The organism is Psychrobacter sp. PG1, assembly GCF_014897815.1.
GTDB lineage: Bacteria > Pseudomonadota > Gammaproteobacteria > Pseudomonadales > Moraxellaceae > Psychrobacter.
This window is the reverse complement of record NZ_JABUZG010000052.1, coordinates 56915-75126: the sequence shown is the minus strand read 5'-3', so window position 1 is coordinate 75126 and position 18212 is coordinate 56915. Positions and strand designations below refer to the sequence as shown.

Sequence of the window (18212 nt, the reverse complement as noted above, 5' to 3'; positions counted from 1 at the left end):
CACAAAGCAACCTTATAAAAACGACCTTCCACTAATAACCCAGCTAGATGCTGGGTTTTTTACGTTCAACTTTTAAGAGCAACCTTCCACCAAATAAATCGCTTCTGGTATACCAATATCTATGCTTTCTACCTCACCTTTTAATAGGTTTTTATGCTCTGCTGTCCACTCAGTCGCCTTAATCATAGAATCACTCAGCTTTTGACCACCCTTGACATGATATTCAATTTGTAGGGGTAACTTATCCTGTTTATTATTAAGCTCAATATTGTCATCTTTTAAGAATTCTCTAAGTGGGCTTTCTTTTATTACCTTGAAATTGACATTAGCAATCAGGTTATAGTAGTCACCATCAACCGCATATTTATCGATCTCGTAGCTAAGCTCGTCATTATGTGCTTTCATAACGTCTGTAGCGGAATTGCCAACGTTGATGTCTTTATAAAACGGTATACTTGGATCCTGAATATTAATCAGGGCAACCTTGTTGTCTATGATTTGATACAGCACAGAAGCACGTTTACCGTACTTTTTATCGATATAGCTCAGCTCTGGATTACTGACGTAATAGCATTTTTCGTTATCGCTCTTGGCTTTGGTCATTCCTAGGCTGCTTAGTAGTTCAGGAGTAATAACCTGACCAAAGCTTAGTTTCTGATACCCTGACGGGCTGACGATTTGTTCATCAGCTATATCTGTCGCTTTGTTAGTTTGGGCTTCATCTATAGCACTTGTATCTGTAGGTGCTGGATTGACAGGCATCTCATCATTCTCGGTCATGTCTTTGTCTATATTATTCGTTTGTGTAGTGTCATCGTTATTTGTAGATGAGGGCTGTAAGTCACAGCCTGTCATCAGTTGTACAGCAGCGATTAATAAAGTAGAAGCCATTGCCGTTCTAATTATCGGCAATGATGATTTTGAATGAAAAGTTAACATGGCTCAATTCCTGAATTCAGATCATTGATATTAATGTATACCTCAATGAATCTTGTATAAACTGTTTTTCTTATGCTCAATTTCATTTAAGATAACGTCTAATCGGTGCGTCTATAGCGCACTAAAGACGAATAGAATATGTATGGTAAGCACACCATAAAGTACACCGTGAGTATTTCAGTGAGTTAAAACATTGATATCACTAGCCTACAGCAAAAGCTTCAAGCCCTCACTAGGGAACCATGCTTACTCTCATAATAGTCTTATAATAAACGATTTTAGAACAAAATAAGGCACTGTGTCGATTGCGCTAAGGTATGAGCGGTTTATCAATAAAATGTCTCAAAAATACAGCAAATTTACGAGCTGTGGTATAATTCGTATTACAAAACGAGCCAATAAAAGCGCATATAAAACCAGCACATTGCTGCCATAGCGCTATAGCCCATTTATCTTTTACCCATTAAGACTTTTTTATGTCCAAAATTTCGTTTGATGCTCAGTCTATTACCAACAGCCTACGCGCTGCCAAACACCAACCGCGTAAGCGCTTTGGTCAAAACTTCTTACATGATCGCAGTGTCATCCGTGAGATTGTTGAGAGCATTCGCTTAGAGCGCGATGACAATTTGATTGAGATTGGGCCAGGGATGGGCGCATTGACTGAGCCATTATTGGCAGAAGTAGATGCGATGACTGTGGTCGAGTTGGATCGTGATTTGGCAGATAGCCTGCGTATTCGTATCGGTGCCAACAGCCATCCAAACTTTACGATCATCAAAGACAATGCCATGCATGTCGACTATCGCGAGCTGTATAGCGATGAGCGTGGCAAGCTCCGTGTGGTTGGTAATCTGCCGTATAATATTTCTACGCCTATCTTATTTCATTTGCTCAGTTATGCCGATGTGATTCAAGACATGCACTTTATGCTGCAAAAAGAAGTGGTCGAGCGTATTACGGCGGATGTCGGTAGCAAAACTTATGGTCGTCTATCTGTTATTATGCAGTATCATTGCCATACCGATTATCTACTGACCGTACCACGTGGTGCTTTTAATCCGCCACCAAAAGTAACCAGTGCGGTTTTTCGATTGACGCCGCATATCATTAAGCCAGTCGTCGCAGAGGACGAAGAATGTTTCGCGCTTGTGGTACGTGAAACCTTTAACCATCGTCGTAAGACGCTACGTGCCATCTTTAAAAAATCAACGTTGCTACCGACATTGAGCGAAGAAGATTTTGCAGCGTGTAGCATCGACCCACAAGCACGTCCTGAAGTCTTAAGTGTGAAGGATTTTGTGAATTTGAGTAATCAAGCGCGTAAAGTAGAGGTTTAAATCGAGTTACTGCTGACTGGTCGTCAAAGACATTTATATGGAAATGACGACATAAAACTTTCACATAAAAATATCACGTAAAAACACTGAGGATTTATGAGCTTTCGCCATCAGTATGTCATCGGTGACCTGCAAGGTTGCTATGCGGCGTACCTTCATTTACTTGAAATATTGGATTTTGATCCTGCACAAGACAAGCTATGGTTTGCAGGGGACTTGGTGGCACGTGGTGAAGATTCGTTAAGTACCTTGCGTCATGTCAAAGCACTTTGCGAGCAAGGGGCAGCCGCGACAGTACTCGGCAATCATGATATCAATTTGATCGCAGTCTGGCGCGGTGCGGCAAAGATTAAAAAAAAGGATCATACAGCGCCCATTTTTGCTGCCGATGATTGTGATGAACTGCTTGAATGGTTACGTCATCAGCCAGTATTGGCTTTTCCTGATGAGCAGACGGTCTTGGTTCATGCTGGCATTCCACCGCATTGGACGGTTGAGGCGGCCGCAAATTACGCGCAGCAGTTAGAGTCACAATTGCAAAGTAGTTTAAAACAGCTGGATCGTTTATTGCCGAATTTATATAGTAAGACTGCTGATGACTGGCATCCAGATATTAGCGGCTTTACCAAAATGCGCGCAATTGCCAATTATTTCACTCGTATGCGGCTGTGCAAACAAGACGGCACGTTAGAATTTAGCTTTGCAGCAGGGTTAGAAGCATCTATGCCAGAGGGGTTTTTGCCTTGGTTTGAATGGCAAGTGCCGCGGACTCGCAAGGTATTATTTGGTCATTGGGCAGCGCTGAAAGGTGAGGTAGACTTACCGTATGCGCGTGCACTTGACGGCGGCTGCGTTTGGGGTAATGATCTATTGGCTTATCGCTTGAGTGATGAAAAAATCATCAGGTCAAGTGCCCACTGCTGACAGCCAGGAACATAATATTAGGGTATGGACTCATTTCTATCTCCGTTTTTAAAATGAGGTCACGCCCCAACTATTTTACTTATCTAAACGATTTATTAAACCACCAAAACCTTCCCATTAGCTGGGTAGGTTTGGTGGTTTTTTGGGTTTAGGTAGTGAGGTTTTAGCATCGCCAGCGGCCTTGTTTTCAGGGTTGCTGTTATCGCTTTCAGGATGGGCAGTCGTCTCATTACCCTCAGTAAAGGCGTTATGCGCTTTATCATATTGAATATCACTACTATAAGGGACGCTATTGAGCTCCTCATCTATCAGCCCATCATCGAGTTCAATGGTTTTTTTGGTACTGATATGATTGGTGGTACTGTGTGTTTCCCGACTTTTTAGCGCAGCGTCAGTGTCAGCATTTGAGATGTTATTATCGTAATCTATATCTGTGATAGCCTGTTCATTTTGCATGCTTTTTTGCTTGGATTTAGGTAGAATTTTTACATCAGACAAACGGCGCACGACATAATTATTGGGAATAGTTTGTCCTCCTTTATGAGCGCTGGTATCGTCAAAAATCATATGTCCTTGGCTGTCGATACGAGCATACTTCATTGGCTTATCTCGTGGCCAGAAAAAGTCTGAAGGATGGGTAAGCATATGGCTGAAAAGCTGCTTGGTTAAACGACTCCATTCCATGAATTTGACTTCTTTAGAGCGTAGTGCCACAAATAAGGCGAGCGAAAAGCTGACCATGAGGTTCACCATGCCGATAAGGGCAACGCCTAAAATAGAAATAAACACAATCTGCCAATCCCACTGGTTGGCAGATATATTAAATAGTCCATGCGCCAAATTCGCCGAGGCAAACGCAATGTGGCGAATATCAATCGGTAAGCCAAATAAATAGCCAATTGTTGCAGTACTACCTAAGAACACCCCGAACAAGAAATTGCCCATAATGGCGCCAAGGTTGGCTTCTATAAAACCGCCTAAACGCTGTAACCAACTTTTTGGTAGTAGGTATTGAAGTAGTTTGTGGCGCTGAATACGGGCACCGATTTGGTTATAGACTGCCAAGTTATCGTAGTAACCAGCAATAAGACCAGATAAAAATAAATAGACGCCAGCAATGGCCGCGTGGGGCAATGCCAGTGAGTGAAAGGGGTCAAGATCATGCAGTAAGTGTGCAGCCTTGTCGGTATTGATCATCGGCGCACCAGTATATTGTAGCCATGCAAAAGAGATAATCAAAGCGACTGGTATCGCTAGCATAATATTACCCATAATCGCCACAAACTGGGTACGTAAAATATCGACCACCAATTCTGATAGTTTATTTAACTGATGTGACTTTTTGCCAGAACCGTCCGATATAGTAGAGGCAATTGCCGCCGCCGTCATAGCAGGCTGTTTGGTAGCAACCGTACCATGAACGATATGGATAAAAACAAAACCCAATCCATAAATCATACTATTTACAAAGGCGCGTCCCATCGGTGCAAGGGCTAGGTTATAGGCTAATATCTTAAGCGTTGCCATAAAAGCAATAATAAAACCACCGATAGAGGCTTTCTTGAACATTTTTTGATAGCCCGATTTATCGGTACTAATATAATGTTCACCCACGCGGCTGGCATTTTCAGTGACTTTGCGTGACAGCAGCTTGGTATTATTATCAATTAAGTATCCAATACTATAACGGCGGCTCGCAGTGGTAATCAGCGCTTGAATCAACTCAATGAGCGCCTGATCGCGCTTATCATAATTATCTGCTACCAGTTCAGTTAGGATGCGCATACGCTGCAAGCTTTGGTCTAAACGCAGCATCATATTGGTCAGGCGAATAGAGATCCCCGTTTTATAAATGCGCTTGCGTATGGTGGCAACGATATCTTCGCATTGTTCAATCATGACCAGTAACGGCGCAGGATCTACCGCTTTTTCGGGCGTAATATCCGTTAAAGTATCAAGCTCATGCGCTTCTCGGTACTGATTGACGTATAAGACCGCCTCTTGATTTTGTGCCACAAATGACGCTGAATAATTCAGCATTTGCGGATAAAATTCCATCAAATCTGGATGTAAGCCAATGCCGCTGATACGGTATGACAAAATGATAATCGCGTTCAAAATACTGTTTTTTGCTGTCGCAACTAAGTTTAAATGCTGCTCATCAACTTTGAGTAGCTCAACCAGTTCATCCCATTTGTCTTTTTTAATATTGGCAAGCCAGCGCTCATCAGAGCGTTTATCAAATAAATAACCGACCAATTCTAAGACAGAATCTTCTTGTGGCAGTAGCGGTAAAAAACGGTGTCCGATAAGGCGACGTAGACTATTAAAAAAGCCCTGATCCGACATGATGCCGGTATCGGTATATAAAGCAATTTGGCGATATTCAATAATCAGTTTTAAGACGAAACTTGACAGTCCATCTGCATATTCTGGATGTTGACGTAAAATATCAATCAGCTCTTGAATGTTTTGATTGGCTAACGTGGGCTCTTTATCACTCACTCGTAGCTCATCGATTAAGCGCTTGAGTACCGCAGGATCTGGCACATCACTTAAGGCTGTAATCTGTTGTAAAATGTGTTTTATTTCTGACACATTGCATCCCTTGTGGTGGTTATTTCAATCATTGTTATTATTTAGTATGAGCAAAGATATAAGTGCTTTGAATGGCTATATTGGTTATCAATGTCGCGATATCTACCACTATTGATGGTTAGGTTTCTAATTTGCAGCTCACTAATTTGGAAGTTATTGGTTCAGAGCTTATTGGTTTCGGCGTTAAAGATATTTGTACCAATCTTAATGTTGTGACTTTGCGTTATTTTAATCGTAACAATGCCTGAGCGGTTAATTATTTTGTTAGCAGTTATTTTGTGGCGCTCATTATATCGATTGTGGAAACCATCGCTGTGATGATATTTTTGGCAAAAAAAGGGACAGTAGCGTGACTGTCCCCTTATCGTAGTGCGGTATGGCTTACTTTATTACAAAAGCAAACAATTAGCTAGCAGGTACATCAAAGTAGCTAAGATCAAAGTTCATCATTGGATCACTACCAGCTTGAACCATTTGAGCATGTGCATCGATACGTGGCAAGATACGACCGACGAAATAATCGGCGAGCTTGGCTTTATTGGTATAGAACTCACCTTCTTTACCGTTAGCTGCTTCTACCATCAACGCAAACATGTACGAATAACCGAGGTAACCAAAGGCATGCATGTAGTCAACGGCACAGCCATTGACTTCGTTTTTACGCTCGCCAATGTTGCTAAGCACAGTGTTGGTCAATGCTTCAATCGTGTCAGCAGCATCTAGCGTTGCTTGCTTGATACCATGATCCGCTTGCATGTTATTGACAAAATCACGAATTTCACCTAAGAAATGAGTGACGTATTTGCCGTTATTTTTCGCCACTTTACGACCCAGTAAGTCAAGTGCTTGAATACCGTTGGTGCCTTCATAAATCTGCGCAATACGGGTATCACGAACGATTTGCTCCATACCCCATTCGCGGATATAGCCGTGACCACCGAATACTTGCTGGCAATCAATGGTGGCTTCTAATGCTTTATCAGTCAAGAACGCTTTAGCCACTGGCGTCAATAGAGCAACACGTGCGGCAGCAGCTTGCGCAGCCTCTGGATCAGTACTAAATTTCTCTTCATCAAGATTTTTAGCCACGTACATCGCAAAGCAACGTGAGGCTTCGGTATTGGCTTTGGCATTTAATAGCATACGGCGTACATCGGCATGATGAATGATAGCATCCGCTGGTTTTTCTGGACTTTGCAGTTGGGTATCGCTACGACCTTGACCACGATCATTGGCGTATAGCGCCGCATTTTGATAAGCAAGCTCAGAACCACCAAGGCCTTGTAGACCCATGGTGACACGCTCGTAGTTCATCATGATGAACATTGATGACAGACCCGTGTTTTCGGCACCAACCATCCAGCCTTTAGCGCTGTCAAAGTTCATGACACAAGTGGCTGAGGCTTTGATGCCCATTTTGTGCTCGATAGAGCCGACTGCTAGGGTGTTACGCTCGCCTAAGCTGCCATCTGCATTGACCAAAAATTTTGGTACGACAAATAGTGAAATCCCTTTTGAGCCTTCTGGCGCGTTAGGGGTTTTTGCCAATACCAAATGAATGATGTTTTCGGTTAAGTCATGCTCGCCGCCAGTGATAAAGATTTTGGTACCAGAGATATCATAGCTACCGTCATCATTAGGGATAGCTTTTGTTTTGATGATACCTAAGTCAGTACCAGCATGTGGCTCTGTCAAGCACATGGTGCCCGCCCACTCGCCGTTGTACATTTTTTCTAGGTAAGTTTGCTTTTGTTCTTCAGACGCCGCTGCGTTTAGGCAAAGCGTTGCACCAACGGTTAGGTTTGGATATAGCGCAAATGATTGGTTGGCAGTGAATACCATCTCTTCAGTCAGCATAGTCACCATTTTTGGGAAACCTTGACCACCGTATTCAGAATTACCACTTAAGCCGACCCAGCCAGATTCAGCATACTGCTTATAAGCTTCTTTAAAGCCAGTTGGAGTCGTAACGACGCCATCACCTTGGAAGGTTGCGCCTTCTTCATCACCGCTACGGTTGATAGGTAACAAAACGTTTTTTGTCAGTTTTGCCATTTCTTCCAAAATCATATCGACCGTTTCCATATCGACATGAGCTAAGTTTTCGTTGTTTTGCCAAAATTTAGGCGCGTTAAATACATCATTTAAGATAAAGCGCATGTCATTCAGAGGGGCATTATAAACAGCCATAAACATTCCTTTGGTTCAAATAAATAAAAGTAAAGTTGTTAAAGATATCAATTGTTCTTTTGGTCTAACCTTAGCGGTTAATAATCAAAGTTTAGCAAATAAGCTTGCGCACGGGTGTATTTCTTCGTGAATTGTGCGTACACCAAAAGTATTGATAAAAGATAGCCTTTATAAAAATAAGAATAGATTTCTTGAAAGTGTTGACTCTACTCGTTATTAATTTTAATAGCGCTAAGAAAATCGGCAACACACCTGAGTATGTTGCCGATAAAAATACAGTATTAGCAGTATTTAACGTCTAATTAAAAAGCGAACTGATCAACGTCCATGCTCATGTATGGTTCAACACCAGTGCTGATACGCTGTACGTGAGTGGTGGTACGTGGCAATAGCTTAGCAAAGTAGAACTGCGCGGTTTTTACTTTCGCGTCGTAGAAGGCTTGTTCGCTAGTACCGTTAGCAAGTTCAGTTTGTGCTACTAATGCCATGCGTGCCCATAAGTAGGCTAGTGTTACATAACCGCTGAAATACATGTAATCAACCGCAGCGCCGCCAACCGCATCTGGGTTTTCAGTGGCTTGCATGCCGATGCGTGCAGTCAAATCACCCCATTCTTTTAGATGTTTGGCAAGTGGGCGAATAAATTGACCCATCTCGTCATTTTCTTTGTTTTCTTCACAGAATGTCTGGATGATTTTTACAAAGTTTGCAAGCAGTTTGCCTTGTGAGCCCAATACTTTACGACCTAGTAGATCGAGTGCTTGGATTTCAGTGGTACCTTCGTATAAGCAAGCAATGCGCGTATCACGCACGTTTTGCTCCATGCCCCATTCGCTGATAAAGCCATGACCACCATAAACCTGTACGCCATGGTTAGCCGCTTCTAGACCAGTTTCAGTCAAGAACGCTTTAGCGATCGGTGTCAATAGTGACAACATTTGATCAGCAAATTTAAGCGCATCGCCTTCGCCTTTTGCGACTGTATCGGCAAAATGTGAGAGGTAATAAACCAAAGCACGACCACCTTCAGCAAAGGCTTTTTCAGTCAACAGCATGTTACGAACCGCTGGATGAACGATGATAGGGTCAGCTGCTTTTTCAGGGGCTTTAACACCAGATAATGAACGCATCGCTAGACGATCTTTGGCATAAGTCAATGAGCCTTGGAACGCATATTCTGCTGCTGTTAAACCTTGAACTGCGGTACCAATACGCGCCACGTTCATAAAGGTAAACATGCACTGTAGACCACGGTTTTCTGGACCAATCAGATAACCCGTTGCGCCATCAAAGTTCATCACGCAAGTGGCTGAGGCTTTGATACCCATTTTGTGCTCGATAGAGCCACAAACGACGTTGTTGTTTTCACCTAGGCTACCATCTTCGTTGACCGTTACCTTAGGAACGATAAACAGTGAGATGCCTTTTGTGCCAGCAGGCGCGCCTGGTAGACGAGCCAATACAATGTGAATGATATTGTCCGTTAAGTCATGCTCACCCGCTGAAATGAAGATTTTTTGACCAGTGATGCTATAGCTGCCGTCTTCTTTAGGCTCGGCTTTGGTGCGAATAATACCCAAATCAGAACCCGCATGTGCTTCAGTCAAGCACATGGTGCCTGACCATTCGCCGCTGACCATTTTTTCTAAGTAGGTTTGTTTTTGCTCGTCCGTACCGTGATGCTCGATGGTTTGAATGGCACCATGCGATAAACCAGGGTACATAGAGAATGACCAGTTAGCCGTACCAACCATTTCATTAATGACGGTCGATAATGAAAACGGCATGTTTTGACCACCGAAGTCTTCTTCAGCAGACAACGCTGGGAAGCCAAGCTCACAATACGCTTTGTATGCTTCTTTAAAGCCTTTTGGCGTGGTGACTTGACTATTGTTAAACTGGCAGCCTTCAGCGTCACCACTTTGATTCAATGGTGATAGCTCATTTTCAGCAAAGCTTGCCGCCATCTCAAACAGGCTGTCCATTAGCTCGCGATCCGCTTCTTGGAATGCTGGCAGGGTTTTATAATGGCTTTCGCTGTCGAGTAACTCATGCATCACGAATTGAATGTCACGTAAGGGCGCTTTGTATTGCATAACTTCCTGTCCTTTTGAGAATATAACCAATCATCATCAAGGGTAGGCACATGACTGCACTGTTACTTAGTGCACAAGTCCAGCCCATATTAATCTAACGAGCCCAAATAAATGCTAGGCAATAATGCAGATTGACGATGTTGTCGGCTATATAAAATAGTATTGAAAAGAATGGCGATGGTCAGAGTAAGCTTGAAACTTAATAAGCTCTAACAAATTCACTATAAAAGATAGGCTTTCAGAGGGGATTATACAAGTTTGGTGACAGCACTGATAAGTCATGAACCTATCTTGCATCGGTTATACAATCGACGTTAGGCGTTAAGAGGAAACGCGAATAACCATATGAAAATACTAATGATACTGGATAAATAAACATCCGTTAAATGGGGTTTATTTGGCGGCGTACTGCTGAATCAACATCTCAGTCGCAGCCTCTGCTGGCACTGGTTTGCCAAACCAATAGCCTTGACCCTGTTGACAGCCCATTTTTAGCAACACATCTCGCTGTTGTTGAGTTTCGATACCTTCGGCGACTACCTGCATATCAAGTGCCATTGCCAAGTCTAAAATAGCTTTTACAATGGCATGTTGGGTACGATCGGTGTCGATGTTGGATATAAAACTTTTGTCAATTTTAATAAAATCAAATGGATATTCTTGTAAGTAACTCAAAGAGGCATAACCGGTGCCAAAGTCATCCAACGCCAGACAAATTCCCAGTTTCTTGAGCAAATTAAGCTGTTTTTTGACATTTGCATGACGCTGAATTAAGGATGACTCGGTGACTTCAATATGTAGCTGATGGGCAGAAATACGGTGTTGCACCAGTAAACCGCTCACCATCTCAGAAAACTCAGGGTGGCTAAATTCGGCGGCATCTGCATTGATACAGATATGTTGACAAAACCCTTGCTGTTGCCAAGTCGATAACTGCTTAGCAATTTGAACCGCCATGTGCGAGAACAGCTCAAACGACAGTTTATGAGTGATAATGGCATTGATAAAATGTATCGGCTTTAGCAGTCCGCGAGTCGGGTGTTGCCAACGTACCAGCGCTTCAAAACCAATAATGATGCCCGTAGCCAGCTCAAACTTTGGTTGATAATAAGGAACAAACTGATTTTCAGTGGTAGCGGCTCTAAGTTCCGCCTCCAACTGCAAGCTACCCGCAGTGGCTTCGTCAATGGCCGCATCATACCAGCAAATGTCATCACCGCCTTGCTGCTTGACATAATGCAGCGCTTTTTCAGCCTTGGTCAATAATCCTGTCACTTCATCGTCGTTAGTGGGAAAGTAACTGACCCCGACGGAAATATGACAATAAATCTTAGCGTCTGTCGCAGTGTTTTCATCTAAAGAGAAGGGGCGTTCACACATTTGCATTAAGCTGTCTAGCTGATGACGTACCATATTAGCGTCATTAAATTCGAATAATAACGCAAAATCATCGCCGCCAAAATGGGAAAAACACTGTAAATTATCGAGCTTAAGGTTCTTCAGGCGTGTGACAAAGTTTTTTACCAAAGTGTTGATGCCGTCAGGGCCAAGCAAGCTTGCTAGATTGCGATAACGGTCAATATTAAAGCGCACAATCACGACTTCCTGATAGCTGTCCAACAATAGGTCGCTGGTCTGACTCAAGAAAACCTTACGGTTTGGTAATCCAGTCAATTGATCATAATTGAGCAAATGAGCCACTTGCTTTTGATCTTTGACGACCGCGGACATATCACGCACCATACCGATATAGTAAGTTCTATGATTGACACAGATTTTGCGATAAGTCATGTGACAGTCAAGTATTTGTCCATAACGGTTCAGCATCGAAAAGTCGTTTTCATAAAAACCATTGCAGTCTAGATGGTCAGTGATATCTGCTAAAACGGCCCTTTCTTCATCTGATAAAAATTCTGCTGCATAAACACCAAGTGGTCTGCCAAGCAAAAATGACTCACTGTAGCCAATGATAATCTCATAACTGGCATTGACCGATAGATAGCGTAAATGGGCATCCAAGATGAATATGGCATCATCAAGCTGCTCACATAACTCGGCCAGCAGTTGCTGCTTGTCTGCGATGGAAATAGGGGCGAAAGCAGTCATAGTTGGACTCATCATATCGAAATAGAGCAGCAGTTAGGATTACGCATAGGGTATTTACCCATAATAGCTCAAAGCATGCAGAGTCGCCAACGCCACCACGGGTGCGGTCTCGGTGCGTAAGATTCTTGAGCCAATTTGCCAAGGTTCAAAACCAGCCTTCGCTGCTTGCTGGCATTCATCAACACTCAGACCACCTTCAGGGCCTATTAGCAGCTCAATATAAGGAGATTGTTGCGTTAAGACTGTTGGTAGCGACTTAGGCATTGCTGGTTGTCCTGCAGCTGGTACGCTCAGTTGCAGACGCAAATCTGCTGGTTGTTGTAATATTTGATAATAAGGGTCTTGGCTAAGGGTTGTGACAATAGTACTGGTAGTAGGAGGGCGCACGTCCATTTGCGCATCGGAAGAGTGAGTCACTGACTTTTGTAACCAGTCATTTATGGACACAGGCGCAATAATAAGCGGTGGACGGTTAAGACCGCATTGTTCACACGCGGCAATGGCAACTTGCTGCCAATGTGCCAGTTTTTTTTCTACTTGGGCAGGCTTTAGATTGACCTCGCCATGATGGCTACTTAGCAATTGAATAGCAGTGACACCAAGCTCGGTGGATTTTTGAATCGCATAGTCCATGCGTTCACCGCGGCTCATCACTAGACCGATCTTAGTGAAGACAGCGGCACTTCGGTCAGTATCTACATGTGCTAATAATGTCACAGTGGCGTGTTTTTTACTGATGGCTTGTAGCTGCACCTGATACTCGCCGCCAAAGCCATCGAATAATATGCCTTGATCGCCAATATTGGCACGCAATACACGGCACCAATGATGGACGATACTCTCTGTTAATTCGGCACTATCTCCAATAGCCAAGGTGCTAAGTTGAGGATGGAGTGAGCCTCTTTCATCACTGATGTCATTGCTGGTGTCATAAAAAAAACGTCGCACAGTTGCTTAGTCCTATTGTTTGAATAATATTTTCAAATATCTTAGCAGAATATCGTTTGAGAGGGTAAAGGGATTATCTTTAGTAGAATTTGCATTAGTGCAATTCTTATACCAAAAAGACTGGCGCTCCTAGGAACGCCAGTCTTTAAAAAATACATTCGATAAATACGATGAGCAATTAAGCTAAGCCGAGTGCTTCAACCAAGCGCTTGTTTGGCTCAACCTTATTCATGCTATAAAAATGCATGGCAGGTACACCCTCAGCAATTAAGCGCTCGCATAAACGATAGACGACATCAAAACCAAATTCACGAATGGCTTTGCGGTCATCGCCAAAGTCAGACAACTGCTTACGTACATAACGCGGAATATCAGCGCCACAGCTATCGGCAAAGCGTACCAAATTACTTGAGTTAGTAATTGGCATGATACCAGCGATTAAAGGCTGAGCAACCGTATCGATACCACGCTTCTCTAAGGTATCACGCAAATATAAGTAACTATCAGCGTTATAGAAAAACTGAGTAATCGATGCATTAGCACCCGCTTGGTATTTATTGACCAAGTTGTCAACATCAAATGCAAAGCTACGCGCTTGTGGATGCATTTCAGGATACGCTGCGACCTCGATATGGAAATGATCGCCTGAATGTTCACGGATAAACTTAACCAAGTCTAACGCAAACGGCAGCTCGCCCATACCGACTTGACCTGACGGTAAATCACCACGCAGGGCGACTAAGCGCTTGATGCCCAAACCTTTATACAGATCGAGCAATTCAGCGATTTCCGCCTTATCATCACCGATACAAGATATATGCGGCGCAATGTCAGTATCACCGCGTGCGCATAGTGCTTGGACGATATCTAAAGTGCGATTTCGGGTTGAACCCCCAGCACCGTAAGTCACCGAAAAATACGCAGGTGATAGCTTATTCAACTCATCATAAGTACTGAGTAGTTTTTCATGACCTAGCTCGGTTTTGGCAGGGAAAAACTCAAAGGAGAAAGCAGGCTTAGTCACAGTCTGGCTCCTTTTAGTATTTGTAAGCGTCAGGCTTAAATGGACCTTCGACAGGCACACCCAAATACTCTGCTTGTTTTTCAGTTAGCTTCGTTAGAGTACCGTTAAAACCAGCAACCATCGCCGCAGCGACTTCTTCATCGAGCTTCTTAGGCAGTACTTTGACGTATAGGTTGTCAGTACGTTTATCAGCTGGCAAGTCAGCAAACTTTTCTTCGAACAGATACATTTGTGCCAATACTTGGTTAGCAAATGAGCCGTCCATTACGCGTGATGGGTGACCAGTCGCATTACCCAAGTTTACCAAACGACCTTCAGCAAGCAAAATCAAATAATCATTTTCGTCGTCCGAGCGGAATATTTGATGTACTTGTGGCTTAATCTCAACCCAGCGCCAGTTATCACGCATGAATTGGGTGTCGATTTCAGTATCAAAGTGACCGATGTTACAAACAACCGCACCAGGCTTAAGGGCTGCTAGCATATGACGATCACAAACATGGTAGTTACCAGTAGTAGTAACGATCATGTCAGTGTCTTCAAGCAGACGGGTGTTGATGTTTTCTGCGCCACCAGTGTTATCACCATTGATATACGGTGATAATACTTCAAAGCCGTCCATACATGCCTGCATGGCACAGATAGGATCAACTTCTGAGACACGGACAATCATGCCTTCTTGACGTAAGCTTTGCGTAGAGCCTTTACCCACATCGCCATAACCGATGACCAAAGCGCGGCGACCAGCAAGGAACATATCGGTAGCACGTTTGATAGCGTCATTTAAGCTATGACGGCAGCCGTATTTATTGTCGTTTTTAGACTTAGTAACCGCATCGTTAACGTTGATAGCGGGAACTTTAAGTGTGCCTTTATTGAGCATCTCAACTAAACGATGGACGCCTGTAGTCGTCTCTTCTGAGATACCATGGATGCTGTCAAGAAGCTCGGCATAATCATTATGAATCAATGCAGTTAAATCACCACCATCATCTAAGATTAAGTTGGCATCCCAAAGCTGACCTGACTCTTCGCCGCCAACGTGGATTTGCTGACGTAAGCACCATTCGTACTCTTCTTCAGTTTCGCCTTTCCAAGCATAAACAGAGATGCCAGCAGCAGCAATAGCCGCAGCAGCATGGTCTTGGGTTGAGAAGATGTTACATGAGGTCCAACGTACTTCAGCACCTAGCGCGACTAGTGTCTCGATAAGTACGGCAGTCTGGATGGTCATGTGGATACAACCAGCGATTTTCGCGCCTTTAAGTGGCTGATCGGCTTCGTAGCGACGACGCAAACCCATAAGGGCAGGCATTTCAGCTTCGGCAAGGGTGATTTCACGGCGACCGTAGTCAGCAAGGCTGATGTCGGCGACTTTATAGTCAGTGAAAGAGGGGTCGATCGTATGGGCAGATGGGGTGTTAGACACTGCGTCCATAATATGCTCCTATCAGTGGTTAAGGTATGATAAAAAGAATAAAAACGCAGGTGTCGTTATTTGCGCTGTCAACAATCAATGAGATGATTGTTTAACAGTTACCGAGCCTAACATGATGACTGATTAGCAGGGCTTTAAAGCCTAAATGCACTATCAGATATTATGGCGCAACACCTCTCGGAGGTCGTTATTGTAATTGATGAGTCATGAATTGTCACCTGTTGGATAACATAAATAGCTGACGGTATAGGCACCAAGAAGGCGAGCGGTAATATGTAGCAATAAAAAAGGCCATCGATGGATGACCTTTTTTATTCTCAGTTCAGACAGTCCAAATAGTACTAAGAGAAATTAGAGCCAGTTATAGGTTAAAGATGTGAAGAAGTTGGTGCCGTCTTGATTGTAACGCGAAGCATATTGACCAAAACTCTCATTGGTTGAGTAATCTACGTTAGTCAAATTGTTAATACGACTTGTCCATGTCAGATTTGGACTCAAGTAATAATTACCACTGATATTGAATAACGTATAGTCCTCTATAAAAGTGCTATTATCTGCAACATTATAGGTTTTACCCACATATTCTGCTTCAGTACGAATATCGAACTCTGCAGCTTGGTAACCTATATATACCAGGCCAGTATTTTCAGGGCGATACACTAATTGTTTGCCTTTGTTAGCTCCGGAGTCCTCTTCAGCATTGGTGCGAGTGTATTGACCACCAAATAAAATATTACTGAGCTGCCAGTCTGAGGTAAAGCTATAACCTGACAAGCTTGCTTCATCAATGTTCAGTGCTTGATATTTATCAATACTACCATCGTATCTGTTATCAATAAGATTGTCGACATTACTATTAAAGGCAGTCAGACGTGTATTTTGCACGGTGGTATTAGACTCAATAAACACTTCTACATTTTTACTCTTTTCGACTTTTAAATCTTCATTTGGAACATAGTAAGCACTCTCAATGTATAAGTCATTGAGAGTAGGCGCTCTATAACCAGTAGCGAAGCTAGTACCTAGGCGTAGGCTAGGCGCTAGCTTTACAGCATAACCAAGACCAAATGTAGTTTCGTGACCAAATTGTGAGTTATCGTCGAAACGAACATTGGCTTGAAAATCGTAAGCATCCTCATTTACTTGATAACCAGCAAAGCCACTCTTAATATCACGGTCATTTATTTTATAGCTGTCTTTACCGCCGGCACTAGGAGTGTTATCTGTAAGGTCTACTTCCTGCTGCAACCATTCGGCACCTGCTTGAAATTGTCCTACAGGTAATTCATAACTGCTTATCAAGTTCGCCTGTTTCTGCTTAGTTTCAAAGGCATCGCCCACTTTGTTATCAATCTTATCCAAACTCTGACCCGCTGATAGTCGTACTGTCAGCTTATCGTTTTCGTATTGTGAAAATGCTGATACGGCACCATTCTCTTGATCAATCTCTGCATTGGGACCTGGTCCAAAACTAAAGTTATCAAACTCTGTCGTTGACTTAGAGAAAAGTCCAGTTGCGCCAATGCTTATATTTTGAGTAATAGGCATACTAGCATTTAAGGCAAAGTTATTGCTCTCAAAGCCATCGTCATCTTTATCATTGCCTGTTCGGTTGTCAAGCGCGCTGATACCTTTGGTTTGATTCCGACTAGCGGAAAGACTCAGTTTTGCGCCTTGAGCATTTGCAAACTGCGCTGTTGCACCATAAATATAGTGGTTATGTGAGCCAACACCTGCGGTCACAGAAAAATTAGTTTGATCGACGTCACTGCCTTTAGTAAATATTTGAATGACGCCGCCCATAGCATCTGAACCATAAATGCTAGAGCCTGAAGCACCGTATAAAATTTCAATACGATCAATTTGATCGGTCGGTAATAAGGCTAAAGCGGGCTGACCTGTTGACATTGAGCCATAACGAACACCATCTATTAGCACTAATACACGCTTACTATCATAGCCGCGAAGATAGAAATTACTGCTTTGACCCATACCACCATCTTGTTTAATGCTAAATCCTGGCTGCCGTCTAAGTACTTCTAGAACCGTCTGACCTTGAAAGCGTTTTAAATCTTCTTTATCTACAACCCGAGTTTGTGCAATAACATTGCTGGTTTTAGTGGGGGTACGGGTTGCTGTTACAATGATTTCATCAAGCTCAACTTGTGGTAGCTCGCTATCGTTAATAGTAGCAACGTCAGGTGTCACTGCCATTGCTGTGTTAACCGCAAGTAAACCTAGTGCGCTTAAGATACTCAAACGAAGGTAGGTACGTGAAGATGAACGTGATAAAGACATAGTCAATTCCAAAATAATCATATTAAAAAATGCAGGGAAAAAAGTAACCATACTGACGTTAATATGGCTAAAAATTACAAAAAACAGTGGACAAGTAAAACTGCGTTCATTATCTACAAAACAGACCGCTTTATAAACCACTTTAACCTAATGTTTATTCACGGTAAGCTGAGTAGTTTTCATGATAGATTGCGGTTTATTCATTTAATGATTATCACTCTTATTCATAGTAGACATTGAGAAGGAGTGTCGCTAAAAGTAATAAAAAATCAGAAGCCATAAGCAAAGGTGAGAGTAGATAATTCACATAG

General features: G+C 42.9%; 11 protein-coding genes. 2 read left to right on the top strand and 9 right to left on the bottom strand.

All coding sequences use genetic code 11. The features are described from left to right. Nucleotides 1-72 precede the first annotated feature (72 nt). Nucleotides 73-939, bottom strand: a complete 867-nt coding sequence (locus INT03_RS05840) for a hypothetical protein (protein WP_193008096.1) — start codon at nt 937-939, stop codon at nt 73-75. Between the two features lie 476 nt (nt 940-1415). On the opposite strand from INT03_RS05840, the gene rsmA reads away from it, so the two are divergent. Both rsmA and INT03_RS05830 read left to right on the top strand, forming a co-directional pair. Beyond that, nucleotides 1416-2279, top strand: a complete 864-nt coding sequence (gene rsmA, locus INT03_RS05835) for a 16S rRNA (adenine(1518)-N(6)/adenine(1519)-N(6))-dimethyltransferase RsmA (RefSeq protein ID WP_193008095.1) — start codon at nt 1416-1418, stop codon at nt 2277-2279. A 96-nt stretch (nt 2280-2375) separates the two neighbouring features. Continuing rightward, nucleotides 2376-3203, top strand: coding sequence for a symmetrical bis(5'-nucleosyl)-tetraphosphatase (locus INT03_RS05830; RefSeq protein ID WP_193008093.1), 828 nt, complete (start codon nt 2376-2378; stop codon nt 3201-3203). A gap of 117 nt (nt 3204-3320) precedes the next feature. On the opposite strand, the gene INT03_RS05825 is transcribed toward INT03_RS05830, so the two are convergent. The 8 genes from INT03_RS05825 to INT03_RS05790 all read right to left on the bottom strand — a co-directional run bounded on the left by INT03_RS05825 (nt 3321) and on the right by INT03_RS05790 (nt 17901). Continuing rightward, nucleotides 3321-5801: a site-specific recombinase gene (locus tag INT03_RS05825; RefSeq protein WP_193008091.1), complete on the bottom strand. Its 2481-nt coding sequence runs from the start codon at nt 5799-5801 to the stop codon at nt 3321-3323. Nucleotides 5802-6206: 405 nt separating this feature from the next. Further along, complete coding sequence (locus INT03_RS05820; RefSeq protein ID WP_193008089.1) at nt 6207-7991, bottom strand: acyl-CoA dehydrogenase C-terminal domain-containing protein; 1785 nt, start codon at nt 7989-7991, stop codon at nt 6207-6209. Between the two features lie 302 nt (nt 7992-8293). Continuing rightward, nucleotides 8294-10087, bottom strand: coding sequence for an acyl-CoA dehydrogenase C-terminal domain-containing protein (locus INT03_RS05815; RefSeq protein ID WP_193008087.1), 1794 nt, complete (start codon nt 10085-10087; stop codon nt 8294-8296). A 393-nt stretch (nt 10088-10480) separates the two neighbouring features. Next, nucleotides 10481-12193 carry a putative bifunctional diguanylate cyclase/phosphodiesterase gene (locus INT03_RS05810; RefSeq protein WP_193008085.1) on the bottom strand — a complete coding sequence of 571 codons (1713 nt, stop codon included), beginning with the start codon at nt 12191-12193 and terminating at the stop codon, nt 10481-10483. A gap of 54 nt (nt 12194-12247) precedes the next feature. Further along, on the bottom strand, nt 12248-13141 hold the full coding sequence (locus INT03_RS05805) for a 16S rRNA (uracil(1498)-N(3))-methyltransferase (RefSeq protein WP_193008084.1): 894 nt from the start codon (nt 13139-13141) through the stop codon (nt 12248-12250). A 178-nt stretch (nt 13142-13319) separates the two neighbouring features. Continuing rightward, on the bottom strand, nt 13320-14165 hold the full coding sequence (locus INT03_RS05800; RefSeq protein ID WP_193008082.1) for a methylenetetrahydrofolate reductase: 846 nt from the start codon (nt 14163-14165) through the stop codon (nt 13320-13322). Between the two features lie 13 nt (nt 14166-14178). Further along, nucleotides 14179-15603 (bottom strand): adenosylhomocysteinase, encoded by a 1425-nt coding sequence (gene ahcY / locus INT03_RS05795; protein WP_193008080.1) that lies wholly within the window; start codon nt 15601-15603, stop codon nt 14179-14181. 351 nt (nt 15604-15954) lie between these two features. Next, nucleotides 15955-17901: a TonB-dependent receptor domain-containing protein gene (locus INT03_RS05790; RefSeq protein WP_193008078.1), complete on the bottom strand. Its 1947-nt coding sequence runs from the start codon at nt 17899-17901 to the stop codon at nt 15955-15957. Nucleotides 17902-18212: the final 311 nt, after the last annotated feature.

Coding starts and splice junctions, on each gene's coding strand:
- INT03_RS05840 (WP_193008096.1), bottom strand. CDS start 939: ATGTTAACTTTTCATTCAAAATCATCATTGCCGATAATTAGAACGGCA.
- rsmA (WP_193008095.1), top strand. CDS start 1,416: ATGTCCAAAATTTCGTTTGATGCTCAGTCTATTACCAACAGCCTACGC.
- INT03_RS05830 (WP_193008093.1), top strand. CDS start 2,376: ATGAGCTTTCGCCATCAGTATGTCATCGGTGACCTGCAAGGTTGCTAT.
- INT03_RS05820 (WP_193008089.1), bottom strand. CDS start 7,991: ATGGCTGTTTATAATGCCCCTCTGAATGACATGCGCTTTATCTTAAAT.
- INT03_RS05815 (WP_193008087.1), bottom strand. CDS start 10,087: ATGCAATACAAAGCGCCCTTACGTGACATTCAATTCGTGATGCATGAG.
- INT03_RS05810 (WP_193008085.1), bottom strand. CDS start 12,193: ATGACTGCTTTCGCCCCTATTTCCATCGCAGACAAGCAGCAACTGCTG.
- ahcY (WP_193008080.1), bottom strand. CDS start 15,603: ATGGACGCAGTGTCTAACACCCCATCTGCCCATACGATCGACCCCTCT.
- INT03_RS05790 (WP_193008078.1), bottom strand. CDS start 17,901: ATGTCTTTATCACGTTCATCTTCACGTACCTACCTTCGTTTGAGTATC.